This is a genomic window from Allobosea sp. (assembly GCF_017308015.1).
GTDB lineage: Bacteria > Pseudomonadota > Alphaproteobacteria > Rhizobiales > Beijerinckiaceae > Allobosea.
The window spans coordinates 116,840-141,646 of the sequence record NZ_JAFKFW010000008.1 but is presented as its reverse complement, the minus strand read 5'-3'; the positions used below and the strand labels follow the sequence as shown (position 1 = coordinate 141,646).

At 65.8% G+C, this 24,807-nt stretch carries 24 protein-coding genes and 2 pseudogenes; 19 read left to right on the top strand and 7 right to left on the bottom strand.

The features are described from left to right. Positions 1–86 precede the first annotated feature (86 nt). From J0I42_RS09370 to J0I42_RS09360, 3 genes are all read left to right on the top strand, one after another. The gene (locus tag J0I42_RS09370) at positions 87–1,298 is read left to right on the top strand and encodes an MFS transporter (RefSeq protein WP_291654556.1); all 1,212 of its coding nucleotides are present in this window, start codon (positions 87–89) and stop codon (positions 1,296–1,298) included. Between the two features lie 157 nt (positions 1,299–1,455). After that, on the top strand, positions 1,456–2,403 hold the full coding sequence (locus tag J0I42_RS09365; RefSeq protein ID WP_291654555.1) for an N-carbamoyl-D-amino-acid hydrolase: 948 nt from the start codon (positions 1,456–1,458) through the stop codon (positions 2,401–2,403). Positions 2,404–2,588: 185 nt separating this feature from the next. After that, complete coding sequence (locus tag J0I42_RS09360; protein WP_291654554.1) at positions 2,589–3,440, top strand: NHL repeat-containing protein; 852 nt, start codon at positions 2,589–2,591, stop codon at positions 3,438–3,440. A gap of 20 nt (positions 3,441–3,460) precedes the next feature. On the opposite strand, the gene J0I42_RS09355 is transcribed toward J0I42_RS09360, so the two are convergent. The 5 genes from J0I42_RS09355 to J0I42_RS09335 form a co-directional block, all read right to left on the bottom strand. Then, on the bottom strand, positions 3,461–4,135 hold the full coding sequence (locus tag J0I42_RS09355; RefSeq protein WP_291654553.1) for an amino acid ABC transporter permease: 675 nt from the start codon (positions 4,133–4,135) through the stop codon (positions 3,461–3,463). Next, on the bottom strand, positions 4,135–4,809 hold the full coding sequence (locus J0I42_RS09350) for an amino acid ABC transporter permease (protein ID WP_291654552.1): 675 nt from the start codon (positions 4,807–4,809) through the stop codon (positions 4,135–4,137). The genes J0I42_RS09355 and J0I42_RS09350 overlap by 1 nt, the downstream gene beginning before the upstream one ends. Before the next feature lie 8 nt (positions 4,810–4,817). Then, entirely contained in the window at positions 4,818–5,579 is a 762-nt protein-coding gene (locus J0I42_RS09345) for an amino acid ABC transporter ATP-binding protein (protein ID WP_291654551.1), read from the bottom strand. Next, positions 5,576–6,451, bottom strand: a complete 876-nt coding sequence (locus tag J0I42_RS09340) for a substrate-binding periplasmic protein (protein WP_291654550.1) — start codon at positions 6,449–6,451, stop codon at positions 5,576–5,578. The genes J0I42_RS09345 and J0I42_RS09340 overlap by 4 nt, the downstream gene beginning before the upstream one ends. A gap of 145 nt (positions 6,452–6,596) precedes the next feature. After that, positions 6,597–7,517 carry a LysR family transcriptional regulator gene (locus J0I42_RS09335; protein WP_291654549.1) on the bottom strand — a complete coding sequence of 307 codons (921 nt, stop codon included), beginning with the start codon at positions 7,515–7,517 and terminating at the stop codon, positions 6,597–6,599. A gap of 172 nt (positions 7,518–7,689) precedes the next feature. Here J0I42_RS09335 and J0I42_RS09330 point away from each other — a divergent pair, with 172 nt between their 5' ends. From J0I42_RS09330 to J0I42_RS09300, 7 genes are all read left to right on the top strand, one after another. Continuing rightward, complete coding sequence (locus J0I42_RS09330; protein WP_291654548.1) at positions 7,690–8,787, top strand: DUF917 domain-containing protein; 1,098 nt, start codon at positions 7,690–7,692, stop codon at positions 8,785–8,787. Between the two features lie 42 nt (positions 8,788–8,829). Continuing rightward, positions 8,830–10,179, top strand: coding sequence for a dihydroorotase (locus J0I42_RS09325; RefSeq protein WP_291654547.1), 1,350 nt, complete (start codon positions 8,830–8,832; stop codon positions 10,177–10,179). Positions 10,180–10,184: 5 nt separating this feature from the next. Next, on the top strand, positions 10,185–11,429 hold the full coding sequence (locus J0I42_RS09320) for a Zn-dependent hydrolase (RefSeq protein ID WP_291654546.1): 1,245 nt from the start codon (positions 10,185–10,187) through the stop codon (positions 11,427–11,429). Between the two features lie 4 nt (positions 11,430–11,433). Beyond that, on the top strand, positions 11,434–12,096 hold the full coding sequence (locus J0I42_RS09315; RefSeq protein WP_291654545.1) for a flavin reductase family protein: 663 nt from the start codon (positions 11,434–11,436) through the stop codon (positions 12,094–12,096). Then, positions 12,093–12,776 (top strand): aspartate/glutamate racemase family protein, encoded by a 684-nt coding sequence (locus J0I42_RS09310; protein ID WP_291654544.1) that lies wholly within the window; start codon positions 12,093–12,095, stop codon positions 12,774–12,776. The genes J0I42_RS09315 and J0I42_RS09310 overlap by 4 nt, the downstream gene beginning before the upstream one ends. Before the next feature lie 220 nt (positions 12,777–12,996). Then, on the top strand, positions 12,997–13,926 hold the full coding sequence (locus J0I42_RS09305) for a dihydrodipicolinate synthase family protein (protein WP_291654543.1): 930 nt from the start codon (positions 12,997–12,999) through the stop codon (positions 13,924–13,926). Beyond that, positions 13,926–14,711 (top strand): SDR family oxidoreductase, encoded by a 786-nt coding sequence (locus tag J0I42_RS09300; protein ID WP_291654542.1) that lies wholly within the window; start codon positions 13,926–13,928, stop codon positions 14,709–14,711. The genes J0I42_RS09305 and J0I42_RS09300 overlap by 1 nt, the downstream gene beginning before the upstream one ends. Positions 14,712–14,839: 128 nt before the next feature. Here the strand turns inward: J0I42_RS09300 and J0I42_RS09295 are convergent. Continuing rightward, positions 14,840–14,962, bottom strand: a pseudogene (locus tag J0I42_RS09295) (IS630 family transposase); the annotation flags it as partial. An 81-nt stretch (positions 14,963–15,043) separates the two neighbouring features. Here J0I42_RS09295 and J0I42_RS09290 point away from each other — a divergent pair. The 8 genes and pseudogenes from J0I42_RS09290 (at position 15,044) to rfbA (ending at position 23,923) form a co-directional block, all read left to right on the top strand. After that, positions 15,044–16,156 (top strand): annotated as a pseudogene (locus J0I42_RS09290) (IS3 family transposase). A 340-nt stretch (positions 16,157–16,496) separates the two neighbouring features. Then, positions 16,497–17,915 carry a phosphomannomutase gene (locus J0I42_RS09285; protein WP_291654541.1) on the top strand — a complete coding sequence of 473 codons (1,419 nt, stop codon included), beginning with the start codon at positions 16,497–16,499 and terminating at the stop codon, positions 17,913–17,915. An 89-nt stretch (positions 17,916–18,004) separates the two neighbouring features. Beyond that, positions 18,005–19,033 (top strand): NAD-dependent epimerase, encoded by a 1,029-nt coding sequence (locus J0I42_RS09280; protein WP_465247665.1) that lies wholly within the window; start codon positions 18,005–18,007, stop codon positions 19,031–19,033. 38 nt (positions 19,034–19,071) lie between these two features. After that, on the top strand, positions 19,072–20,280 hold the full coding sequence (pcaF, locus tag J0I42_RS09275) for a 3-oxoadipyl-CoA thiolase (RefSeq protein ID WP_291654539.1): 1,209 nt from the start codon (positions 19,072–19,074) through the stop codon (positions 20,278–20,280). Positions 20,281–20,512: 232 nt separating this feature from the next. Next, positions 20,513–21,568 (top strand): dTDP-glucose 4,6-dehydratase, encoded by a 1,056-nt coding sequence (gene rfbB / locus J0I42_RS09270; RefSeq protein WP_291654538.1) that lies wholly within the window; start codon positions 20,513–20,515, stop codon positions 21,566–21,568. A gap of 14 nt (positions 21,569–21,582) precedes the next feature. Next, on the top strand, positions 21,583–22,140 hold the full coding sequence (rfbC, locus tag J0I42_RS09265) for a dTDP-4-dehydrorhamnose 3,5-epimerase (RefSeq protein ID WP_291654537.1): 558 nt from the start codon (positions 21,583–21,585) through the stop codon (positions 22,138–22,140). Next, entirely contained in the window at positions 22,140–23,045 is a 906-nt protein-coding gene (rfbD, locus tag J0I42_RS09260) for a dTDP-4-dehydrorhamnose reductase (protein WP_291654536.1), read from the top strand. Before rfbC ends, rfbD begins: the two co-directional genes overlap by 1 nt. 2 nt (positions 23,046–23,047) lie before the next feature. Then, a complete protein-coding gene (gene rfbA / locus J0I42_RS09255; protein WP_291654535.1) occupies positions 23,048–23,923 on the top strand; it encodes a glucose-1-phosphate thymidylyltransferase RfbA in 876 nt (291 codons plus the stop codon). Here rfbA and J0I42_RS09250 read toward each other — a convergent pair. Next, a complete protein-coding gene (locus J0I42_RS09250) occupies positions 23,920–24,207 on the bottom strand; it encodes a helix-turn-helix domain-containing protein (RefSeq protein ID WP_291654534.1) in 288 nt (95 codons plus the stop codon). The genes rfbA and J0I42_RS09250 overlap by 4 nt on opposite strands. Positions 24,208–24,324: 117 nt before the next feature. On the opposite strand from J0I42_RS09250, the gene J0I42_RS09245 reads away from it, so the two are divergent. Continuing rightward, positions 24,325–24,633, top strand: coding sequence for a hypothetical protein (locus J0I42_RS09245; RefSeq protein ID WP_291654533.1), 309 nt, complete (start codon positions 24,325–24,327; stop codon positions 24,631–24,633). Positions 24,634–24,807: the final 174 nt, after the last annotated feature.

Genomic DNA, 24,807 nt, shown 5'->3' with positions numbered 1-24,807 from the left:
CCGGATGAACGATCCGAGCCGCCGCTCCTACCCGTTCGATCCGAGAAGCGGGACAAGTGGATGGCGACGGGATCGGAGAGTCCGCCTTGAAGCTGCCTTTGTGGGGAAGCGCACTCAGCGCCACTCTGCTCGTCCAGGTCGTGAGTTCCTTCGCCGGGGCCGCCATTCCGCTTCTCGGCCCGCTCCTGACACTGCGCTGGGGCCTCGCGCCCGAGAGCATCGGCTATGTCTCGTCCGTGGTTTCGGTCGGCATCTGCTGGTTTCTCGCCTGCGGCAATCCGATGCTCGATCATCACGGGCCGGTACGGGCCTTGCAGATCGGGCTTGCCTTCATCGCAGCAGGACTGCTGCTCCTGTCCCTCCCCTTCGCGGCGATAGGCCTTGCCGGCGCCCTGCTGGTGGGGCTCGGCCTCGCGCCCAACACCCCAGCCGGCAGCCAGATTCTGATGCGCACGGCGCCGGCCGGCCACCGGACGCTCGTCTTCTCGATCAAGCAGGCCGGCGTTCCGCTCGGCGGCGCCATCGCGGGTTTCGCCATCGCGCCGATGGTGTCGGGTTTCGGATTCGTCGGCGCACTCTGGGCCGTGGTCGCCACCGTCCTGGTCAGCGGGCTGGCTGTGCAACCCTTCCGGAGGAGCCTGGACGCAGAGAAAGGCACGCAGAACCGTGCCTGGGCGCGGATGTTCCTGTCGCCCTCGTCGCTGGCGCGCTCGGCGCGGGTGCTGAGCTCGCATGCCTCGCTGCCGATGCTGACGGCGCTCGGCGTCTCCTTCTCGATCACGCAGGCCAGCATCACCGCTTTCACCGCGACCTACATGATCACCCAGCATGGCAAGACGCTGGCCCAAGCCGGACATCTGGTCGCGACCCTGCTCGTCGCCAGCACCCTCGCACGCATCTTCTTCGGCTGGCTGGCAGACCGGATGGGCAGCGGCCTGCATCTGCTCTGCCTTCTGGCGCTCGCCGCCGGCTCGGCCATCGCCCTGCTGGTCGGCATGGGCGGCACGAACCCCTGGGTGACCTATTCTTGCATGGCGCTCGTCGGCGCGACTTCGATGGGCTGGAACGGCGTGCATATGGCCGAACTGGCGCGGGTGTCGCCGCCCGCCCTGATCGGCGACGTGGCCTCAGGCGCAAGCCTGTTCGGCTTCGTCGGCTCGATCTGCGGTCCCCTGATCTTCGCTGTCACCGCAAACCGGACCGGCAGCTTCGACTGGCCCTACCTGCTGGTCGCAGGCCAGTTGGCGGTCTCCGGCGCCTTTGCGCTCTGGTCACTGCGGCGGCACACGCAGGCCTGACGCGAGGGACGAACGGGAGCTGGATAACATCAGGTTATGCCTGATCCCGAATAAAGCATGAGAACAAAGAAGACGAGCCCTCTAGAGCTTGTTGGTGGAACGGCCACGCGGCCGTTTCCCGAGACAACCAGATCACAGGCCACATCAGGAAACTGCGATGCCCCGCCTCATCACCGTCGCCGCCGCACAGTTGGGTCCGATCCAACGCGCCGACAGCCGCAAGCAGGTCGTCGACCGGATGATCGCGCTGCTCGAAAAAGCCAAGGCGCAGGGCGCGACCTTCGTGGTTTTCCCCGAGCTGGCGCTGACGACCTTCTTCCCGCGCTGGTATCATGAGAACCGGGCGGACGCCGACGAGTGGTTCGAACGCAGCATGCCCGGCCCGGACACGCAGCCGTTGTTCGACAAGGCCCGCGAGCTCGGCCTCGCCATGAGCTTCGGCTATGCCGAACTCACTCCGGAAGGGCGGCATTTCAACAGCTCGATCCTGGTCGATCGCGGTGGCCGCATCGTCGCCAAATACCGCAAGATCCACCTGCCCGGCCATGCCGAATTCGATCCCGAGCGGGCGCATCAGCATCTCGAGAAACGCTATTTCGAGCCGGGCAATCTCGGCTTCCCGGTCTGGGAGTTCGAAGGCGGCCTCTTCGGCATGGCGATCTGTAACGACCGGCGCTGGCCCGAAACCTATCGCGTCATGGGGCTGCAAGGCGTCGAGATGGTCGTGCTCGGCTACAACACCCCTTCCGCCAATTCGCAATCGCCCGACGAGACGACCGCCGACCGAATGTTCCACCATCGCCTCTCGGTCCAGGCCGGTGCCTACCAGAATTCGACCTGGGTCGTTGCCGTCGGCAAGGCCGGTACCGAAGACGGGCACCATCTCTTCGGCGGCACGCTGATCGCAGCGCCGGACGGCAAGATCGTCGGCGAGCTCGAGCACGAGGAGGACGGGGTGCTCGTCCATCCCTGCGATCTCGACGACACCCGTTTCGGCAAGGCGACGATCTTCGACTTCGCCAGGCATCGGCGTGTGGAGCACTACGGTCTGCTGACCGAGCGGACCGGCGTCGGTGCCCCGCTCGGCAAGCCGGAAAGCGCCTGAACGCTCTCCCCGGCGACTTCTGGACAACGGACCGAACGGCGACGGCCAGCGACCGATCGGTGAGCTCTCGATGTGAGGCGCGCGCAACGCCGCTCGCCCGGAGGCAGTCTGCGCGGGCGTCGAGGGCGAGACACCCGGGAGCGTGAAACGGCGCCCCGCGGCGCGTGCAACGACGAGGGAGCAGGATGGACACGGAACTGCGCGTCGTGCTCGGCGACAGGCGCTACGGCATCCAGCGCCCTTGGGGCGTCCTGCCCGCGACGCCGGGGCGGATCACCGATCTCGCGGTCAGCGAGGACGGGCTGGTCCATGTCCTCTTGCGCCGCGACAGTGCCGTCGATCCCGCAGGCCCCTGCGTCATCACGCTCGGGACTGACGGCAGCTTCGTGGGGAGTTGGGGCGAAAAGCTCTGCGTCGACGCCCACAAGATCGCGATGACGCCCGATGGCGGCCTCGCGATCGTCGACCGCGACGCGCATCGCATCTTCCTGTGCGATGACGAGGGTCGCGTGCGACAGCAGATCGGCGAGAGCCACCGGCCCGGCCATCCCTTCAACCATCCCAGCGATATCGCCTTTGTGTCCGATGGCGGCTTCTACGTCGCCGACGGCTATGGCAACGGACGCATCCACCGGTTCGATGCAAGTGGCGACCTGATCGCGAGCTGGGGCTCGGTCGGAACGGCGCCCGGTGCCTTCCTGACGCCGCACGGCATCTGCGTGCTCCGCGACGGGCGCGTCATTGTCGCCGACCGCGAGAACAGCCGCGTGCAGAGCTTCAGCGCCAAGGGCGAGCTTCTCGCTGTCTGGGATACGTTCCTGCGGCCGCAGGACGTCGTCGCCGATGCCGAGAATCGCATCTATGTCTGCGATTCCATTCCGACACTCAGCCTGCTCTCGGCGGATGGCGCCCTGCTCGGCCGCTGCCGGCCGGTCCTCAACGGCGCGCATGGAATGTGGCTCGGACCGGCCGACGATATTTTCCTCGCCGAAACCAACCCGAACCGCATCACGCGGCTTTTCCCCATCGCGGCTTGACGCGACGGGCGGCACCTCCGTCATGCGGGGGACATGGCAGTGCGGTTCTGCAGGCGCGAGACCAGCCGCACGAAGGGCCAGAACATCAGGAAATAGACGATCGCCGCCGCGATCAGCGGGGTCGGGTTGTAGAGCAGGCCCTGGGCGAGCTGGGCCGAGCGCAGCAATTCCTGCAAGGCGACGGCCGAAGCGATCGAGGTCTGCTTCACCAACTCGACCGTGTTGCTGATCAGATCCGGCAGGACGTTGCGCGTACCCTGCGGCACCACGACATGGATCATGCTCTGGTACCAGCTCAGGCCGGTCGAGCGGGCCGCCTCGCGCTGGCCCCTCGCGACCGATTCGATGCCGGCGCGAAATATCTCGGCGAAATAACTCGATCCGTTCAGTGTCAGCGCCAGAACGGCGGCGGTGAACTCGTTCAGCTTCAGGCCGAGGAAAGGCAGGCCGAAGAAGATGAAGATCAACAGCACCAGCGGCGGGATCGCCCGCAGCACGTCGACATAGGCGATCAGCAGGAAGCGCAGCAGCCGGTTCGGCACGTCCTGCGCCATGGCGATCGCGATGCCTGCGAGCACCGAAAGCGGCACGGCGACGGCAGCCAGCGCCAGCGTCATCCAGAACCCCTGCAGCAGCAGCGGCCAGACCTGCTTGAGGACGTCGAGATTGAGGAAGGTCGTGACGAGATCGTCCATCATGACCTCGGGTGCGCATAGGCGCGTTCGAGCCAGCGCGTGAACCGCACGAAGGGCAGGAACAGCAGCAGGAAGAGGAGAGCGCCGACGGTCAGCGCGGTCGGATTGGCGACGTTGGACTGGATGCTGGAGGTCACGTTGAGCAGTTCCGGCACCGCCACGACCGACCCCAGCGTCGTGCCCTTGCTGATGCCGATGGCGCGATTGGTCAAAGGCGGGATCGAGATGCGCACCACCTGCGGCAAAATGATGTAGGCCAGCGTCTTGCTGAAACTCAGGCCGGTCGAGCGGCCGGCCTCCCATTGGCCTTTCGGCACAGCGTTGATACCGGCCCAGAATATCTCCTCGGCAAAGGCCGAGAGCACGATCGCCAGTGCCAGCACGGTCGCGGTGATGGGTTCCAGCACCAAGCCGAAATAGGGCAGCGCAAAATAGGCCAGCACGATCAGCACGAGCTGCGGGATCGAGCGGAAGAAGTCGATATAGAAAATGATCAGCCAGTTCAGCGGCCGGATGCCGTAGAGCCTGAGCACCGCGAGCCCGAGGCCGAGCGGGATGCCGATCAGGATCGTCAGGATCGACATCTGCACCGTGATGAGAAAACCGCGCAGAATGTCCGGCCAGAACGCCGACATCAGCGAGAAATCGAAGAAATAGCGGACGATCTGGTCCATGGGCACCGTCAGCCGTGCGAGCGCATCACGAAATCCCTGATGCGCGGATGCTGCGGATCAACCAGAATCTCCTGCGGCGTGCCCTCGGCCAGGATCGCGCCATGGTCCATGAAGACGACACGGTCCGCGACATCGCGCGCGAACTTCATCTCATGGGTCACCACGATCATGGTCATGCCCATCTCCTTGGTGCGGACCATGACGTTGAGCACTTCGCCGACGAGTTCGGGATCGAGCGCCGAGGTCGGTTCGTCGAAGAGCATGACCTGCGGCTCCAGCGCCATGGCGCGAGCAATGCCGACGCGCTGCTGCTGGCCGCCGGAGAGCTCGGCCGGATAAGCGTCGGCCTTGTGAGCGAGGCCGACGACCTCGAGATGGCGGCGAGCCTTCTGTTCCGCCTCCTCCCTGCTCAGGCCAACGACCTTGCGCAGCGCCAGCGAGACATTCCCCAGCGCCGTCTTGTGCGGATAGAGATGGATGCCCTGGAAGACCATGCCGATGCCGCGGCGCAGGCGGTCGAGATCAACCTTGGGGCCGGTGACCTCCTGCCCGCCGACCCGGATCGTGCCCGCCGTCGGTTCCTCCAGCCGGTTGATGCAGCGCAGGCAAGTGCTCTTGCCCGAACCGGAGGAGCCGACGATCACCACGGCCTCGCCCTTGCCGACCTCGAGATCGATGCCGCGCAGAACCTCGACCTGGCCGAAGCTCTTGCGCAGCCCCTCGATCGACACGATCGCCTCGGCCGCCGCCGTGGCGGGCACGGATTTCACTTGCAGGCGGCCTTGTGTTCGGTCGCGTCATAGCCTTCGAAGTTCGGTGCACCGGTGCCGGGATAGATTTTCGCGGTCGAGGAATCGGCCGCCGGCTTCACGCCGAACCATTTCTCGTGGATCTTGGCCAGCGTGCCGTCAGTCTTGATGCATTCCAACGCCATCTCGACCTTGGCGCGGAACGCTGCGTCTTCCTTGCGGAAGGCGATGCCGAAATTGTTGCCGCTGTTGAAAACGAAGGCGACCTCGGCCATCGGGGTCTGCGTCGCGACATAGCGCGAGACCGGAACGTCGGCGACATTGGCGAAGGCGCGCCCGATCATAACCGCCTGCACGGCATCGGCGTTCTTGTTGTAGCGCTGGATCGTATAGCCGTACTTGGCTTCGTTGTCGGTCAGCCACTTGTCGGAGATCGAGCCGTTGTTCACGGTCACCGCCTTGCCCTTCAGCTCTTCCAGATTGGTGATCTTGCCGCCCTTCTTGACGAGGAAGCCGAGACCCGTCGGCATATAGGGCTCGCTGAACAGCATCTGCGCGGCGCGCTCGGCCGTGATGTTGGTCGGCGCGGGGATCATCTCGTAGCGCTTGGAGAACAGGCCTGCGAAGATCGCCGAGAAGTTGGAATCCGTAACGTCAACGCCGGGTCGCCCGAGTTGCTTGGCCAGCGCGACCGACATGTCATAGGTGAAGCCGGTCGTCTCGCCCGCCGGCGTCTTGAAGCAGAACGGTGCGAAGCCGAGATCGCATGCCACCTTCAGCTTCTCGCCCTGCGGATGGTCGGCATCCTGCGCCATGGCCGGCATGGCGAGCATCGCGGCGAGGACGACGCCCGCGGCGGCGGCACGTGTCAGCTTGATCGAACTCAGCTTCATGATTTCCCGCTCCCGTTATGCGTGGTGGCTCCGGCGCGATCGCTGCACCCCTTACATGCCACGATCCGGCGATGCCCAAAGTGAGCCTAACAGGGCAAAATCATGCCCAGCCAATCATTTGTTGTCAGGTTTCAATAACCTGATGTTATACAGTTTCCTGGTGTTCCCTGTCTGCTGGCGGCGACGGCACCAGGCTACGCAGAATGTCGACGAAAACACTTGCCGTCCGCGACAACGGCTCGAAGCGCGGCGTCAACAGATGAACACGCACCCGTGTCTTCGGCGCCAGCGGGCGCGACACCAGATCCGGCCACGTCCCTCCGCGCAGAACGAATTCGTCGACCACTGCGACACCCGCGCCCGCCCGGACCATGGCGCAGGCAACCGGCGTGAAGCGGACGACGGTGCTGATCCTCAGCGGGGCTGCTTTCAACGCGAGGGCACGGCCAACGACATCGCCATAGGGCGTCTGCGGCCCGAAGCCGATCAAGGGATAGGACGCAAGATCGGCCGGGCGGACGACGCGCAACCGGGCGAGCGCATGATCGCGCGGCATCACCACCATCAACCGTCCCTCCGCAAGCACCTCCGTATTGAGCGTGGGCTCGTCGACCGGAATGATCGAGACGCCGAGATCGGCACGTCCGGCAATGACCTTGGCGACGACCTCCAGCAAGGTCAGCACCTCGAACTCGACGCGCAGATCCGGGAAGTGATTTCGCAGGCGCGCGATCGCCTCCGGCACCACAGCCTGGCCGACACTTGGGCTTGCGACGATCCGCACCGAGCCGGTGCCGCGCTCGCGCAGTTCGTCGGCGAGCTCATTGACCCTGACCACGCCCTGATGAACCTGATCCACCTCCTGGAAGAGGCGCCGCGCCTCCGGCGTCGGCTGGACGCGGCCGCGCACGCGCTCGAACAGGCGCAGCGCCAACCGGTCCTCGGTGTAGGCGAGCAGGCGGCTGATGGCGGGCTGCGAGACGGAGAGCAACCGCGCCGCGCCGCTGATCGAGCCGGTGATCATGATCGCGCGGAAGACTTCGATCTGCCGAAGATTGAGACGCATGCGATAACATCCGATTATGATCGGCCACATAATAAGCATGATTCACTTTGCGCCTAGCGCTCTAAGCTCGACGTCGCCGGCAGTGACCGGTTCGACGGAGCATCGCGCGAAAAAGCGGAAACCGCTTTTCGCTTGAGCAATGCTTCCAACCAAAACGGGACGAGGCGGGCCGATGAGGCGCTTTCTGACCATCGGGGACGTCGAGGCCGCTGTTGCCGGCGGATCCGTCTTCGCAGCGGGCGGCGGCGGCTGGGCCGATCATGGCCGCATGCTGGGCACCGCCGCGGTCAATACCGGCAGGCCCGAGCTCGTCACGATGGACGAGATTCCCGACGACGCGATCATCGCCACCGCCGCCGCCATCGGCGCGCCCGGCGGCACGACCGAGTGGGAGATGTGGGGCATCGACTACGTCAAGGCGGTGCAGCTCCTGCAGGAAGCGCTGGGCAAACCGATCTACGGCCTGATCATCGGCCAGAACGGCATGTCGAGCACGCTGAACGCCTGGCTACCGAGCGCCATCCTCGGAGTGAAGGTCGTGGATGCCGTCGGCGATATCCGCGCCCATCCCACCGGCGACATGGGCTCGATCGGCCTCGCCAACAGCCCTGAGGCGACGATCCAGGTGGCGGTCGGCGGCAACCGCGCCAAGAACCAGTATATCGAGCTGGTCACGCGCGGCGCGACGGCCAAGGTCTCGCCGATCCTGCGCACCGCTTCCGACATGTCGGGCGGCTTCATCGCCTCCTGCCGCAACCCGGTTTCGGCGGCCTATGTCCGCAAGAACGCGGCGCTGGGCGGCATTTCGCTGGCGCTGGCGCTGGGCGAGCGCATCATCGCCGCGAGGCCGAGGGGCGGCAGCGCCGTGATCGACGCGATCTGCGACGAGACCGGCGGCTCGATCATCGCGCGCGGCATCGTCGCGAAGAAGGACGTGCGCTACACCAACGAGGCCTTCGACATCGGCACGATCCAGGTCGGGACCGGGGCTGCCGCCCGCGTCATCCATGTCATGAACGAATACATGGCCGTGACCGATCTCGACCGCGCCCGCCACGCCTGCTTCCCCGACGTGATCACCACGCTGGACAATGACGGCCAGCCGGTCAGCGCCGGCCATGTCCGCGAGGGCATGGAGCTCTCGGTGCTGCGCGTGCCCAAGAGCAAGATCCCGCTGAGCTCCAGCGTGACCGATCCCAGCGTCTATCCGATCGTCGAGAAGGCACTCGGCATGAGCTTCACCGACTACGCGCTCGGCCGTGAAGGCTGAGCACATTTTCCCCGATCCTGCAGACCAACCGGATACCCCACAATGAGCGATTTCGATCTCGTCCTCCGCGGCAATATCGTGCTGTCCGACCGGATCATCGAAGACGGCTATGTCGCCGTCAGCGGCGGCAAGATCGGCAAGGTCGGGTCCGGTACGCCACCCTCGGCCCGCGAGACGCAGGATTTCCGCGGTCAGTGGATCATGCCGGGCGTCATCGACGGACAGGTCCATTCCGGCAGCCAGGCCAATCACGAGGGCATCGGCATGTGCTCGCGGGCGGCCGCGGCCGGCGGCGTCACCGTGATGGTCGACATGCCCTATGACGAGCCGGAGCCGGTCACCAGCGCAAAACTCTTCAACGAGAAGGTCGCGGTGGTCGAGCGCGATGCCCATGTCGACGTCGCGCTCTATGCCACGATCACCATCGAGAACGGGCTGCATGCCATTCCGGGCCTCGTCGAGGCCGGCGCCTGCGCCTTCAAGTTCTCCACCTTCGAGGCCAACCCGACGCGCTTTCCCCGCATCGGCGACGATACGCTCTACGAGGCTTTCAAGCTGATCGAGCCGACCGGCCTGCTCTGCGGCGTCCATAACCAGGACCAGGAAATGACCCGGCGCAACATCGCCAGGCTGATCGAAGCCGGCGATACTGGCCCCGACGCCTTCCTGCGCGCCCATACGCCGCTGGTCGAGAACCTCGCCACCGCCCGCATCTACGAGATCGGCGCCGAGACCGGGGCTCGCGCCCATGCCGTCCATGTCTCGACCTCGCGCGGCTTCGAGATCTGCAACATGTACAAGCGCGCCGGATACAAGGCGACGGTCGAGAGCTGCGTGCAGTATTTCATGCTCAATGCCGAGGAGCACGGCCCGCGCTTCGGCGCCAAGATCAAGCATTACCCGCCGATCCGCCCGAAGGCCGAGAGCGACCTGCTCTGGAGCCATCTCGCCGCCGGCCATTGCGACTTCATCTCGTCGGACCATGTCTCCTGGGGGCTGGAGAAAAAGGGCGATCCGATGATCTTCAAGAACACCTCAGGCGGGCCGGGCATCGAGACCCTGCTGCCGGCGCTGTGGACCGGCTGCGAGGAGCACGGCCTGTCGCCGACCATCGTCGTGAAGCAGCTCTGCGAGGGGCCGGCCAAGGCCTTCCTGCTCGCCGACAAGGGGCGGCTTGAAGCCGGCGCCGATGCCGACATCACGGTGCTTGAGCCCGGCCGCTTCATCCACGATCCCAGCAAGAGCCTGTCGGCCGTGAAGTGGAGCTCGATGGAGGGTCGCGAATTCCGCGTCCGCGTCGCCGCCACCTATGTGCGCGGCCAGATCGCCTGGGACGGCAAGGAGATCCGCAACAAGGCCGGCGACGGCCGCTTCCTGCGCCCGGCGGCGTGATCAGCATGTCGATCGATCAGGACCGGCTCTGGCGCCGCATCGAAGCACTCTCCGAAATCACCGACCCGGAGCGCCCATGGACGCGCCGCTCCTTCACGCCGCGTTTCCTCGAAGGGCGGGCATGGCTGGCAGCGGAGTTCCGCGAGGCCGGGCTGGAGACGGAACTCGATGCCGCCGGCAACCTGATCGGCCGGCTTGCCGGCGCCGATCCGAGCCTGAAGCCGATCCTGATCGGTTCGCATTCCGACACGGTGCCCTCGGGCGGGCGCTATGACGGCATTCTCGGCGTGCTCGCCGCGCTGGAAGTCGTGCAGAGCTTCAGCGAGCGCGGCGACCGCCTGCGCCATACGCTGGAGGTCGTCGACTTCCTCGCGGAGGAGCCGAGCGAGTTCGGCCTCTCCTGTATCGGCAGCCGCGCGCTCGCCGGCACGCTGAGCGAAGAGCATCTGGCAATGACCCGCCCGGACGGCATGACCTTGCGCGAAGGCATCGGTTTCGTCGGCGGGCGGCCGGCGGAACTGGCCTCCGTCAAGCGGCCGGCAGACGGCATTGCGGCTTATGTCGAGGTTCATATCGAGCAGGGGCGCGTGCTGGAGAACGAGCGCATCCCGATCGGCATCGTCACCGATATCGTCGGCATCCGCCGCGAGCGCATCATCGTCACCGGCCGGGCCGACCATGCCGGCGCGACGCCGATGCCGCTCCGGGCCGATGCTCTGGTCGGCGCGGCGAAGCTGATCGAAGCCGCCTACAAGCGCGCGCTGGCGACGGCGCGGGACAACCAGCCGCTGGTCGCCACCTTCGGGCGCATCGAGGTCAGCCCCAACGCCTCGAACGCAGTGCCGGGCGAGGCCGTGCTGACGCTCGAAGTCCGCTCCGGCAATGAGGCAGCGGTGAAGGCCTTCGGCGAGGCGCTGGTGCGCGACCTGCGCCCTGCCCTCGAAGAGCTTCGCCTCACCATCGCGGTCGAGCCGATCAGCCATGTCGCGCCGACGGCCTGTGCTCGGCAAGTTCGCTCTGCCATCGCCAATGCCTCGGCCTCGCTCGGGCTCGCCACGCGCGACCTGCCAAGCGGCGCCGGCCATGACGGCGTCCACATCGCCCATATCGGCCCGGTCGGCATGATCTTCGTGCCTTGCCTCGAAGGGCGCAGCCATGCGCCGGAGGAATCGACCACGCCCGACCAGGCGGGTGACGGCGCTCGCGTGCTGGCCGAGACGGTGCGCCTGCTCGACGCGCAACTGGGTTGAAACGATGGATTGGGCGGCAAGCGATCTCGGGGAGCGCGATCTCTACAAGCTGCTCGTCAATACCGTGCTGCCGCGGCCGATCGCGCTGGTCACCACGATTGACGAGAAGGGCCGCGCCAATGCCGCGCCCTTCAGCTTCTTCAACGTGTTCAGCCATGCGCCGCCGCTGGTCGTGCTCGGCATCGAGGGCCGCGGCGGCGCGACGCCCCTGAAGGACACGATGCGCAACATCCGCGAGACCGGCAGCTTCGTCGTCAATCTCGTCGACCGGACGATGGTCGCGGCGATGCAGGTCTGCGCCATCGACTTCCCGTCCGAAATCGACGAGATCGCGGCCGCCGGGCTCGACACCGCCGCTGGCGCCAAGGTCGCGGCACCACGGCTCGCGGCCTCCCCGGTCCAGCTCGAATGCCGCGAGACGGTCTCGCTCTCGCTCGGCACGCGGCATCGCAATCTCGTCGTCGGCGAGATCGTCCATCTCCATATCCGCGACGACATCGTCGACGAGCGGCTGCATGTCGATATCGACAAGCTCGACCTCGTGGGCCGCCTGCACGGTGCCGACTGGTATCTCGGCCTGGGCGACCGCTTCCAGGAGCCGCGCCGAACGCTGGACGGCTGGCGCCAGCGCGAACGAGCCCCCATTCCCAAAGGAGAGGTGTCGTGAGCGGCACGATCTACGTCATCAACCCCAATTCGACCGAGCGCGTGACCCGCGAGATCGACGCCGCCGTCGCGCCACTGCGCATGGCGGACGGTCCGGCGATCGAATGCCTGACGCTGGCCGACGGGCCACCCGGCATCCAGTCGCAGCGCGATGTCGACGGGCTGATCCCCGCCTTGCTGAAACGCGCCGCGGGCCTTGAAGGCGAGGCCGCGGCCTTCGTCGTCGCCTGCTTCTCCGATCCCGGCATGCATGCCCTGCGCGAGCAGAGCACGAAGCCGGTGCTGGGCATCGCCGAATGCGGCGTGCTGATGGCGCTGACGCTCGGCCAGCGCTTCGGCATCGTCGCCATGCTGCAGAACTCGATCCCGCGCCATCTGCGCTATCTCGGCGCGATAGGCGTGGTGGGCCGCTGCGCCGGCGACCTGCCGGTCAATCTCACCATCGCCGAAATGGCCGATGACGACCTCACGCTCGGCCGGATGATCGCCGTCGGCAAAACCTTGCGCGATACGCACCATGCCGACGTGCTGGTGATGGGTTGCGCCGGGATGGCGCGCTTCCGCGAGCCGCTGGAGCGCGAACTCGGCGTGCCCGTCGTCGAGCCGACGCAGGCCGCGGTGACCATGGCCCTCGGGCGGGTCCGGTTGGGCTGGGGCGGACGTCCCCTCACCGGACATTGAGGCCATCTATCGCGAATAAGACTGAATAGCATTTGCGACAAGGTATCTTCGCAACCCCGCCTTCGATCGCATTGCCAGCCCTGTTTGCGCCGACGGAATCCGCACCGCACGAGAATGCAGACATGCGAACGGAACCGCCGGACGCAGGACACGCCAACCTGACAAGAACCCCTTCATCCGGGCAAGCCCTGCCCTCTTCCACCAGCAATTGAGGACCATCATGGCTCTGCTCGATGAAACCGCAGAGGGCGTCTACGTCATCACGGTGACGCCCTTCACCGAAGCCGGCGCTCTCGATCTCGACAGCATCGACCGCATGGTCGATTTCTACCTCGACAAGGGGGCGACCGGACTTACCGTGCTCGGCATGATGGGCGAAGCGCCGAAGCTGACTGCCGAGGAATCCCGCATCTTCGTGCGCCGGGTGCTGAAGCGGGTGGATGGCCGCGTGCCGGTCGTCGCCGGCGTCTCGGCCTCCGGCTTCGCTGCGATGGCCGAACTCAGCGAGAGCGTGATGGGGGACGGCGCTGCCGGCGTCATGGTCGCACCGCCCTCCAATCTGCGGACCGACGATCAGATCCTCTCCTATTACGCCACGGTGGCGGAGACGCTGGGCGCGAAGACACCGTTCGTCCTTCAGGATTTCCCGCTGGTGACGCAGGTGCAGATTTCGGCTGCCGTGATCCTGAAGATCGTCGCCGCCCACCCGTCCTGCGTCATGCTCAAGCACGAGGACTGGCCGGGTCTCGCCAAGATCTCGGCGCTGCGTGCAGCGAGCGACCAGGGCGGCCGGCGTGTCTCGATCCTCGTCGGCAATGGCGGCATGTTCCTGCCGGAGGAACTCTCCCGCGGAGCCGATGGCGCCATGACCGGATTCGCCTATCCCGAGATGATGGTCGATGTCTGGAAGGCGCATGCGGCGGGCCAAGTCGAGCGGGCGCATGATCTGTTCGACGCCTATCTGCCGCTTGCGCGCTACGAGCAGCAGCCCGGCCTTGGCCTTGCCATCCGCAAATATACGCTGGCGAAGCGTGGCGCGATCGCCTCGGCCACGCTGCGCAAGCCCGGCGGAGCGTTGTCCAAGACGGATATCGCCGATATCGAACGGCTCATCGCGCGGCAGGAGCGGCGCCTGAAGGAGATCGGCTGATGGACCTCGGACTTTCCGGAAAGCGCGCCCTCGTGCTGGGCGCCAGCCGCGGGCTCGGCGCGGCGATCGCGCAGACGCTCATCGCGGAGGGCGCGATCGTCATCGCCGCGGCGCGCAGCACCGATGTCACGGAAAGCTGGATCGCCGGCCTGCCGGCGGACCAGCACGGTCGCGCCAGCGCCGCCAGGCTCGACCTTGCCGATCTCGCCTCGGTCGATGCGCTCGCGGACAAGCTGATCGCGGAAGGCGGCGTCGACATCCTGATCGGAAATTCCGGCGGCCCGCCGCCCGGTGAGGCACGCGACACCAGGCGCGACGACTGGCTCAGGCATTTCGAGGGGATGGCGGCCAATCTCTTCCACCTGGCGCAGCGCCTGCTGCCCGGCATGACGGAGCGTGGCTTCGGCCGCATCGTCACCATCGCCTCCTCCGGCGTCGAGCAGCCGATTCCGCGGCTCGCCCTGTCCAACGGCATCCGCGCCGCGGTCATCGGCTGGTCGAAGACGCTGGCTTCCGAGGTTGCCGGCAGCGGGGTGACGGTGAATGTCGTGCTGCCGGGCCGCATCCATACCGAGCGCGTCGACCAGCTCGACGATGCGGCCGCCGGCCGCAGCGGCGGCACCCGCGAGGCAGTGGCGAAGGCCTCGATGGCGGCGATTCCGGCCGGCCGCTACGGCAAGCCACAGGAGTTCGCCGATGTCGTCACCTTCCTCGCCAGCGAACGGGCGAGCTACGTAACCGGAGCGAAAATCCGGATCGACGGCGGGCTGATCCGAGGAATCTGATCGAAGCGGACTGTCGAGGGCGAAGGGATATTATAATCTGGAAAAATGAGGCAACTGGCTTCGTCGGCGCCGTTTGTTCCACAACCCGCTAAAGGTGACCCGAGACCAGCTGCTAGAGTGACGCCGGTTTAATCTGGGTCATATCCTGCGGCTTTGCAGAAGCTGGCGCATTCGTTTGCCGAGAAAAGATGGACGATGCTGCCGACGGCGTCCTAGAGAACGCCGATGGAGCGCTCTGCTTTTGCCCGGAGTGATCTGAGCCCTTAAAACTGGATCGCTTTGGGTTAGAGTTTTCCGCGTCGTTTCCCTTGGGCTGGGAGGAGCGCAAGACGATGAAAGATTCGAAGTTCTCGGCCGCCCAGAAGGCGTTCATCCTGAAGCAGGGCGCGGACGGGATTCCGGTGGCGGAGGTCTGCCGGCGGGCCGGAATCAGCCAGGCGACCTATTTCGCTTCGCGGGCCTTCGGTTCAACTGGAAGAAGAAGTACGAGGGGCTGCTGCCCGCCGAGATGCGCCGGTTGAAGCAGCTGGAGGACGAGAACGCGAAGCTGCGCAAGCTCGTCGCCGATCTCGCGCTGGACCGCGAGATGCTTCAGGACGTCATCCGCCGAAAGCTCTGAGGCCTGGTCGCAAGCGCGAGCTCGTCGGCCTGATCTGTGGTGAGTGGCAGGTGTCGATCCGGCGGGCCTGTGCGGTCCTGGAGTTCGACACCACTACAAATCGTGCCGGCCCGACCAGGCCCCCTTGGCCGCCCGGATCAAGGCGATCTGCGAGACCCGCGTCCGTTATGGCTACCGTCGTGTCGACGTGCTGCTGCGACGCGAGGGCTGGCATGTCAATCAGAAGCGGATTCCAAGGATCTACAATGAGTTAGGCTTGCAGCTCAGGAACAAGACGCCCAAGCGCCGGGTCAAAGCGAAGCTGCGCGAGGACCGTGCGCCGGCGACGCGGCCGAACGATGTCTGGGCAATGGATTTTGTCCATGACCAACTGGCGACAGGCCGCAAAATCCGAGTGCTGACGGTGGTCGACACCTTCTCGCGCTTCTCACCGACTGTCGATCCCCGCTTCAGCTACCGGGCCGAGGATGTCGTCGCCACGCTGGAGAGGGTCTGCGCGAAACTGGGCTATCCGAAGACGATCCGGGTCGATCAGGGGTCCGAGTTCGTCAGCCGCGACCTCGACCTGTGAGCCTATGCCAAGGGCGTCACACTGGACTTCTCCCGCCCGGGGAAACCGACCGACAACGCCTTCATCGAGGCGTTCAACGGACGCTTCCGCAGCGAGTGCCTGAACACGCACTGGTTCCTGACCCTTGCGGATGCGGCCGAAAAGATGGAGGCTTGGGTCAAATACTACAACGAGGATCGGCCACACGGGGCCATCGGCAACAAGCCCCCGATCCTGCTACAAAATCCCGGCGGAGCGCCCAGCCTACCGCCGTGATCGAAGGCCGGAAACTCCAGCCTCCGGCGGTCCAGCAAATGGTCTCAGATCACAATGAAACTCAGGACTCTCCCTCAGACCGGAGGAGAAAAGGGTCTCAGGTCAAGAGCAAAGCTCAATTGCCGCCTTATGGAACGCAACGCACCTAGTGCTTGGATCACACAGCGCAACAGCGAGATTCTAGATGGCGCGGTCTTTCTAGCAGGCTCGAATAACAAGAGAATGTTGAGCAACTCGGCTACGCGAGCTTAGGAGATCGCGCCAGCAAACGTCGTGACAGCAGGATACAGCCGGGCTATCTTGTCACAGACATACACTATCTCTTTCCAAATTTGTCGCTATGACTAACCTAAAATTCGGAACCTCCGGCCTGCGCGGCCTCGTGACGCAGCTAGCCGGCCTGCCGAGCTACGCCCATGTCCGTGCCTTCTGCGCCACGCTGCAGGAGGACAAGGCGGCCGGACCACAAGGCGAAGTGCTGATCGGGCGCGATCTGCGCGCCTCCAGCCCGCTCATCGCGGCGCAATGCGCCCAAGCGATCACCGATGCCGGGCTCGTATCCGTCGACTGCGGCGCCGTGCCGACACCGGCCCTGGCTCTGGCCGCCATGACCGCAGGCAGCCCGGCCGTCATGGTGACGGGGAGCCATATCACGGACGACCGGAACGGCCTGAAGTTCTATCGTTCCCAGGGCGAGATCGACAAAGCCGACGAAGCCCGCATTCTCGCCCATCATGGCAGGCTCGCGCTGACGGCCATGCCCAGAATCGCAGTTGCGCCGCAGCAGCGCGATGTCGCCGCCGGCTACGGCGCCCGCTACGTGGAGTTCTTCGGACGTGCGCTGGAAGGGCTCGTCGTCGGCGTCTACCAGCACTCCTCCGTCGGCCGCGACATCATCTGCGACGCGCTGGAGGCGCTTGGCGCCAGGCCGGTTCCGCTGGGCCGCAGCGATGCCTTCATCCCGGTCGATACCGAGGCGCTCCGCCCGGAGGACGAGGACCTGGCGCGGCGCTGGGCCGGCGCGCAAAAGCTCGACGCGATCGTCTCGACCGATGGAGACGCGGACCGGCCGCTGGTCGCCGATGAAACCGGCCGCTTCCTCCGCGGCGACCTCGTCGGCGCTCTGACCGCGCGCTTCCTTGGCGCCGATGCGATCGTGACGCCGGTGACCTCGAACTCGGCGCTCGACCGCCCCGGATCCTTCACGACGGTCCTGCGCACGCGCGTCGGCTCGCCCTATGTCATCGCCGGCATGGAGCAGGCCAAGACGGAAGGCGCCCGTATCGTCATCGGTTTCGAGGCGAATGGCGGCGTCCTGCTGGGCTCGGATGTCGCGCAGCACGGCCGGGTCCTCCCCGCCCTGCCGACGCGCGACGCCATGCTGCCGATCGTGGCGACGCTGGCGCTGGCACGCGCCGCGCAAAAGCCCTTGAGCGCCATCGCGGCGGAAGCCCGCTTCGCCATCGCGCTGTCGAACCGCCTGCAGGAGGTCCCGCAGGACAGGACGGCCGCCCTGATCGCCCGGCTCGATACCGAGGATTCCGGCTTTCGCGACGCGGCTTTCGCGGCCCATGGCGCAGTCGCGGCGCGCGACCGCCGGGACGGCCTGCGCTTGACCCTGGGCAACGGGGCGACGGTGCATTTCCGCGCATCCGGCAATGCTCCGGAGCTGCGCGTTTATGTCGAGGCACCGACGCCGGAAGCGGCCGAAGCGCTGCTCGCCGAAAATCTTGCCTTCGCGGCAGAGCAGACACGCTAGGATCGCCGCGTCGGCCGGAACAGCCGGCGAAGACACATCGTACAATAAGCGGCGCGATGCGCCCGCAAGCACTCTACCGGGAAGACCAGTTGGACCAAGCCCCTTCGTTCGAACGCGTATTGCTGACCGGAGCGGCCGGCTTTGTCGGCTTCCATGTCGCGCAGGCCCTGCTCGACAAGGGCATCGAAGTTCTCGGCATCGACAACCTCACACCCTATTACGATCCCGCCCTCAAGCAGGCTCGGCTCGATCGGCTCCTTACCCGCAACGGCTTCTCCTTCGAGCGGATCGACATCGCCGATTATGATGCCGTGCTCGCCGCATTTGCCGCCTTCCGGCCCCAGGTGGTGATCCATCTCGCGGCGCAGGCCGGCGTGCGCTACTCGCTCGAGAACCCGCGCGCCTACGCCGCCTCCAATCTCGACGGCTTCCTGTCGATGCTCGAAGCCTGCCGGCACAACCCCGTCGACCATCTGGTCTATGCTTCGTCGAGCTCCGTCTACGGCGCCAATGCTAAGGTACCGTTCAGCGAACATGACGGCGCCGATCACCCGATCTCGCTCTACGCGGCGACCAAGCGCGCCAACGAGTTGATGGCGCATTCCTATGCCCATCTCTACGGCATCCCGGCGACGGGCCTGCGCTTCTTCACGGTCTATGGCCCCTGGGGCAGGCCGGACATGGCCTATTTCAAGTTCACCAAGGCGATCCTCGAAGGCCGGCCCATCGACGTCTATGACGAAGCCGCGATGAGCCGCGACTTCACCTATGTCGACGATATCCGCGAAGCGATCGTGCGGCTGGCGGGCCTGCCGCCACAGGCGAACCCGAATGCCGGCGTCGCCGGGGCGGACCCTGCCACGGCTGCCGCGCCCTGGCGCCTCTACAATATCGGCAACCACACGCCGATGCGCCTTGACCATTTCATCGCAACGATCGAGGCCGCCTGCGGCTGCAAGGCGATCAAGCGGCACCTGCCCACACAGCCCGGCGACGTCCAGGCGACCTATGCCGACGTGGCGGCTCTCGCCGCGCGCGTCGATTTCCGGCCGGATACGCCGATCGAGACAGGAATTGCTCGCTTCGTCGCCTGGTATCGGGAATTCTATCGTATCTGAGCCGATCAGCACCGCCTTCGAGACAGGACTCAAACGACATGACCGAAGCCTTCATCTGCGCCTATGTCCGCACGCCGATCGGGCGCTTCGGCGGCTCGCTCTCCTCCGTCCGCGCGGATGATCTCGGTGCCGTGCCGCTGAAGGCGCTGGTCGAGCGCAACCCCGGCGTGGATTTCGGCGCCGTGGACGACGTGATCTTCGGCTGTGCCAACCAGGCGGGCGAGGACAACCGCAATGTCGCGCGCATGTCGCTACTGCTTGCCGGCCTGCCGAAGGAGGTGCCGGGCACGACGATCAACCGGCTCTGCGGCTCCGGTATGGATGCGGTCATCGCCGCCGCCCGCGCCATCAAGGCGGGTGAGGCCGAGCTGATGATCGCCGGCGGCGTCGAGAGCATGTCGCGCGCGCCCTTCGTCGTGCCCAAGGCCGACAGCGCCTTCTCCCGCCATGCCGAAATCCACGACACCACGATCGGCTGGCGCTTCGTCAACCCGCTGATGAAGGCGCAGTACGGCATCGATTCCATGCCGGAGACCGGCGAGAACGTCGCCGCCGATCGCCATATCAGCCGCGCCGACCAGGATGCCTTCGCACTGCGCTCGCAATTGAAGGCCGCCGCCGCCCAGCAGAACGGCCGGCTCGGCAAGGAAATCGTTCCCATCCTGATCCCGCAGCGCAAGGGTGATCCGATCCGCGTCGAGATTGACGAGCATCCGCGCGGCGACACCACCTTGGAGAAGCTCGCCAAGCTCGGCACGCCGTTCCGCAAGGAAGGCGGCACCGTGACCGCCGGCAACGCGTCCGGCGTCAACGATGGCGCAGCGGCGCTGATCATCGCCTCCGAGAAGGCCGCAGCGAAATACGGGCTGACGCCGATCGCGCGCGTGCTCGGCGGCGCGACCGGCGGCATCGCGCCGCGCGTCATGGGCCTCGGGCCGACCCCAGCGACGCGCAAGCTCTGCGAGCGCCTCGGCCTCAAGCCCAGCGATTTCGACATTGTCGAGCTGAACGAGGCCTTCGCCAGCCAGGGCATCGCGGTGCTGCGCGAGCTCGGCATCGCCGAGGACGGCGCGCATGTGAACCCGAATGGTGGCGCGATCGCGCTCGGCCACCCGCTCGGCATGTCCGGCGCCCGCATCACCGGTACCGCCGCGCTCGAACTCTCGCTCACCGGCAAGAAGCGCGCGCTGGCGACGATGTGCATCGGCGTCGGCCAGGGCATTGCGGTCGCGCTCGAACGCGCCTGAGCACCATCATGGCTTGTAGAAACGATCGGCCTTTATCCTGCCCGGTTCGGTCGTTCTGCTGTCATGCGGCAATGCTCGGTGGCGGGCATCGTAAGGTAAACAAGGGAAACAAGTTGACGCCGATAGTGATGTTGAGCGATCCGAGCCTTCGCGCTGCCGTTCGTGGAGGATTGCTCGCCTTGCTCGCTTCCCACCCCAGTCTCCACCCTGCCCCGCTTCAGGATTGCTTCGGATGTCCCTGAGATTTCTTGTGACCGGCGGCGCCGGCTTCATCGGCTCGGCCGTGGTGCGCAAGCTGATCGGCGAGACGGAGCATGAGGTCTGCGTAGTCGACAAGCTGACCTATGCGGGCAATCTCGCCTCGCTGGCGCCGGTCTCCCGCAGCAACCGCTACCGCTTCGAGCAGGCTGATATCGGCGATGGCGAGCGAATGAAGGCGATCTTCGCCGATTTCCAGCCTGATATCGTGATGCATCTCGCCGCGGAGAGCCATGTCGACCGCTCGATCGACGGCCCCGCCGCCTTCATCGAGACCAATATCGTCGGCAGTTTCACGCTGCTGCAGGAGGCGCTGCGCCATTTCCGGGCCCTGCCGGAGGATCGCAAAGCGCGCTTCCGCTTCCACCATATCTCGACCGACGAGGTCTTCGGCTCGCTGGGTAGCGACGGCTTCTTCCGCGAGGACACGGCCTATCAGCCGAATTCGCCTTACTCGGCCTCCAAGGCAGCATCCGACCATCTCGTACGGGCCTGGCACCACACTTATGGCCTGCCGGTGGTGATGACCAATTGCTCGAACAATTACGGTCCCTATCACTTCCCGGAGAAGCTGATCCCGCTGATGATCATCAATGCGCTCGAGGGCAAGCCTCTGCCGGTCTATGGCAACGGGCTCAATGTTCGCGACTGGCTCTATGTCGACGACCATGCCGATGCGCTATTGACCGTCGCGACCACCGGCAAGCTGGGCGAGAGCTACAATATCGGCGGCCATAACGAGAAGACCAATATCGAGGTGGTGAAAGCCATCTGTACCCTGCTCGATGAGCTCCGACCCGATCCACAAGGCTCGCGCGAGCGCCTGATCAGCTATGTCACCGACCGGCCCGGCCATGACGCACGCTATGCGATCGATGCCGGCAAGATCGGCAGCGAACTCGGCTGGGCGCCGAAGGAGACCTTCGAGACGGGCTTGCGCCGCACCGTCGAATGGTATCTCGCCAACCCGACCTGGTGGGGCAATATCCGGTCCGGCGTCTATCGCGGCGAACGCCTCGGCGCGGCCTGATCGGAGAGTTGAGCATGCTGAGCTTCGAGGAAACGGCGATCCCCGCGGTCAAGATCGTCACGCCGAAGAAATTCGGCGACCACCGCGGCTTCTTCTCGGAAACCTGGAGCCGCAAGGCCTTCACCGACGCCAGGCTCGATCTCGATTTCGTTCAGGACAACCAGTCTCTATCGGCGCCCGTCGGCACGCTGCGCGGCCTGCATTTCCAGTCGCCGCCTTTCGCGCAGGACAAGCTGGTGCGGGTGACGCGCGGCCGCATCCTCGATGTCGCCGTCGATATCCGCACCTCGTCCCCGACCTTCGGCCAGCATGTAGCGGTCGAGCTTTCGGCCGAGAACTGGCGGCAACTGCTGGTTCCGATCGGCTTCGCCCATGGATTCGTCACGCTCGAACCGGACACCGAGGTGATCTACAAGGTCACCGCTCCTTACGCGCCCCAGAACGACCACGGGCTCGCCTTCGACGACCCGGCGCTCGGTATCGACTGGCGCCTGCCGCTCTCCGCCCTCACCCTCTCAGACAAGGACCGCAAGCATCCGCGCCTCGCCGAGATGCTGCGCTATTTCGACTGATGACCCTTCGCATCGCCGTCACCGGTTGGACCGGCCAAGTCGTCTGCGCCATGCTGGAGCGCGTGCCCGTCGGCGTCGAAGTCATCGCGCTGCGCCGCCCGGACCTCGACCTCGCCGTTCCGAAGACGGTCGCGCCGGCCCTGCGTTCGGCGAGGCCCGACGTGATCGTCAACACCGCCGCCTATACTGCAGTGGACCAGGCCGAGAGCGAGCCTGAGCTTGCCATGCGCGTCAATGGCGAGGCCGCCGGCGAAGCGGCACGGGCCGCGGCGGCGCTGGGCATTCCGATGATCCAGCTCTCAACCGACTATGTCTTCGATGGCGTGCTCGACCGGCCCTATCGCGAAGATGACGCGACCGGCCCGATCTCGGCCTATGGCGCGAGCAAGCTCGCCGGCGAACAGGCCGTCGCGGCTGCGACCGACAACCATGCCATCCTGCGCACGGCCTGGATCTACAGCCCGTTCGGCAAGAACTTCGTCAAGACGATGCTGCACCTGGCCGAGACGCGCGAAGAGGTCGGCGTCGTCGCCGACCAGGCGGGTTGCCCGACCAGCGCACTCGACATCGCCGATGCGATCTTCACCGTCGCACGCAACCTGACCGCACGGGCGGATGATGCGAACCTGCGCGGCGTGTTCCACATGAGCGCGGCGGGCGAGGCCGTCTGGGCCGATGTCGCCGAGGCGATCTTCGCCGAACGCGAACGGCAGGGCGGCAATCCGGTCCGGGTCAAGCGCATCGCCACGGCCGATTACCCGACGCCGGCCCGCCGGCCCGCCAATTCCCGGCTCGATTGCAGCAAGCTCGCGCTCGCCCATGAGGTGCGGCTGCCGGAATGGCAAAGCTCGCTCCGGCCTTGCGTCGCACGACTTCTCAAAGATCAGGCCAAGGACCAGAGGTAACGATGAAGGGCATCATCCTGGCCGGCGGTTCCGGCACCCGGCTGCACCCGATGACGCTGGCGATGTCGAAGCAGCTCCTGCCTGTCTACGACAAGCCGATGATCTACTACCCGCTCTCGACGCTGATGCTCGCCGGCATCCGCGAGGTGCTGATCATCTCGACGCCACATGACCTGCCGCATTTCAAGCGCCTGCTCGGCGACGGCTCCGATTGGGGCATGAGCCTGAGCTATGCTGAACAGCCGAATCCGGGCGGGCTGGCGCAGGCCTATCAGATCGGCGCCGATTTCGTCGCGGGCAAGCCTTCCTCCCTGATCCTCGGCGATAATCTCTATTACGGCCACAACCTGCCGGGGATAATGGCCCGTGCCACGGCCCGGACGACCGGCGCGACCGTCTTCGCTTATCATGTCCGCGACCCCGAGCGGTACGGCGTCGTTGCGTTCGACCAGTCGGGCAAGGCGATCTCGATCGAGGAGAAGCCGAAGGTCCCGAAGTCGAACTGGGCGGTCACGGGCCTCTACTTCTACGATGCGGAGGTGGTCGAGATCGCCCGCTCGCTGAAGCCCTCGGCCCGCGGCGAGCTGGAGATCACCGACGTCAACCGGATCTATTTGGAGCGCGGCCAGCTCTCTGTAGTATCGATGGGCCGAGGCTTCGCTTGGCTCGATACAGGCACGCCTGACAGCTTGCTGGAAGCAGGCGAGTTCGTCCGCACGCTGGAAAGCCGCCAGGGCCTGCGCATCGCCTGCCCTGAAGAGATTGCGGCACGACAGGGCTGGATCCTGGCCGCGGAGTTGACAACGCTCGGCGAAAAGCTCGCCAAGAGCGACTATGGCCAGTATCTTTTGCGCGTGGCAGGCGAATTTGGGAGCTAACACACCGCTCGACCAGATACGACATCAAAGAAGCGCTGCTGCTTTAGCCGCTGACGCGCATCAAAACTCGCAATGAAGCCAACGCTTGACCTCTCAGCCCCGATCTCGACACCCGCCTCCTCCACCGCGAGTCTAATGCCTCGCAGGTTGTTGTGTGTCGGCACGCGCCTTCCCTTTTCGAAGTCACGAATGGTTGAGAGGCCGAGATGAGCGGCCTTGGCGAGGTCCTGCTGGCTCCAGTCGAGGAGCGCGCGGGCGGCGCGACATTGGGCTGGCGTGATCATGAAGACGGCATAGCCTGATCAACGCTTTTCGTCGAGCGCCGACCTTTCCAGTTGACTGGAGCCGCCATAGGAAGGGAACCGTCCTTCACCGACGATTTTCGTCGCTGGAGAACGATGATGACCCTGATCCTGGAGTTCAAGCGGAAGCTCATTTTCTACAAGCCTGGCATCCTGCGCTACGCCATGCGCCGGGCCGGGGCGCAGCTTGGCGCAACGCAAGACGGCGCCGAGCGACGCGAACTTCTCTCTCAGTCGCTCAAGCGCGGCTGGGATGAGGCCAGAGCCGAACTGGCAGCGCTTCAACGATTGCGGGCCCTTATGCCGCAAGAGCGCGACGGGCAACTGCGCGACCACATCGTCGTCGGGGAGATCAGCTTACCGCACGAGGTGGCCTCGACCGCGCTCGGCCCTTGTCGGCTTCAGTGAGGGGTCTGCCATGCATCGCTCTTTGCCTCATCCCCTCATCGTGCCCTCGCCCGCATTGCCTGACGAGGCGCATCCGCCCTCGCCGCCTCAGCTGAGCCCAGCTGAGCTCGCTCAAGCCTATCGGGACTGGCGGTTTCGCCGAGGTCGTCCCGCGTCACCCGTCTCTCTCACCAG

Coding starts and splice junctions, on each gene's coding strand:
- J0I42_RS09305 (WP_291654543.1), top strand. CDS start 12,997: ATGGCTCTGCTCGATGAAACCGCAGAGGGCGTCTACGTCATCACGGTG.
- rfbD (WP_291654536.1), top strand. CDS start 22,140: ATGACCCTTCGCATCGCCGTCACCGGTTGGACCGGCCAAGTCGTCTGC.
- J0I42_RS09250 (WP_291654534.1), bottom strand. CDS start 24,207: ATGATCACGCCAGCCCAATGTCGCGCCGCCCGCGCGCTCCTCGACTGG.
- rfbC (WP_291654537.1), top strand. CDS start 21,583: ATGCTGAGCTTCGAGGAAACGGCGATCCCCGCGGTCAAGATCGTCACG.
- J0I42_RS09360 (WP_291654554.1), top strand. CDS start 2,589: ATGGACACGGAACTGCGCGTCGTGCTCGGCGACAGGCGCTACGGCATC.
- J0I42_RS09350 (WP_291654552.1), bottom strand. CDS start 4,809: ATGGACCAGATCGTCCGCTATTTCTTCGATTTCTCGCTGATGTCGGCG.
- J0I42_RS09315 (WP_291654545.1), top strand. CDS start 11,434: ATGGATTGGGCGGCAAGCGATCTCGGGGAGCGCGATCTCTACAAGCTG.
- J0I42_RS09340 (WP_291654550.1), bottom strand. CDS start 6,451: ATGAAGCTGAGTTCGATCAAGCTGACACGTGCCGCCGCCGCGGGCGTC.
- J0I42_RS09300 (WP_291654542.1), top strand. CDS start 13,926: ATGGACCTCGGACTTTCCGGAAAGCGCGCCCTCGTGCTGGGCGCCAGC.
- J0I42_RS09335 (WP_291654549.1), bottom strand. CDS start 7,517: ATGCGTCTCAATCTTCGGCAGATCGAAGTCTTCCGCGCGATCATGATC.
- J0I42_RS09365 (WP_291654555.1), top strand. CDS start 1,456: ATGCCCCGCCTCATCACCGTCGCCGCCGCACAGTTGGGTCCGATCCAA.
- J0I42_RS09355 (WP_291654553.1), bottom strand. CDS start 4,135: ATGGACGATCTCGTCACGACCTTCCTCAATCTCGACGTCCTCAAGCAG.
- J0I42_RS09325 (WP_291654547.1), top strand. CDS start 8,830: ATGAGCGATTTCGATCTCGTCCTCCGCGGCAATATCGTGCTGTCCGAC.
- J0I42_RS09245 (WP_291654533.1), top strand. CDS start 24,325: ATGACCCTGATCCTGGAGTTCAAGCGGAAGCTCATTTTCTACAAGCCT.
- J0I42_RS09320 (WP_291654546.1), top strand. CDS start 10,185: ATGTCGATCGATCAGGACCGGCTCTGGCGCCGCATCGAAGCACTCTCC.
- rfbA (WP_291654535.1), top strand. CDS start 23,048: ATGAAGGGCATCATCCTGGCCGGCGGTTCCGGCACCCGGCTGCACCCG.
- pcaF (WP_291654539.1), top strand. CDS start 19,072: ATGACCGAAGCCTTCATCTGCGCCTATGTCCGCACGCCGATCGGGCGC.
- J0I42_RS09330 (WP_291654548.1), top strand. CDS start 7,690: ATGAGGCGCTTTCTGACCATCGGGGACGTCGAGGCCGCTGTTGCCGGC.
- rfbB (WP_291654538.1), top strand. CDS start 20,513: ATGTCCCTGAGATTTCTTGTGACCGGCGGCGCCGGCTTCATCGGCTCG.
- J0I42_RS09285 (WP_291654541.1), top strand. CDS start 16,497: ATGACTAACCTAAAATTCGGAACCTCCGGCCTGCGCGGCCTCGTGACG.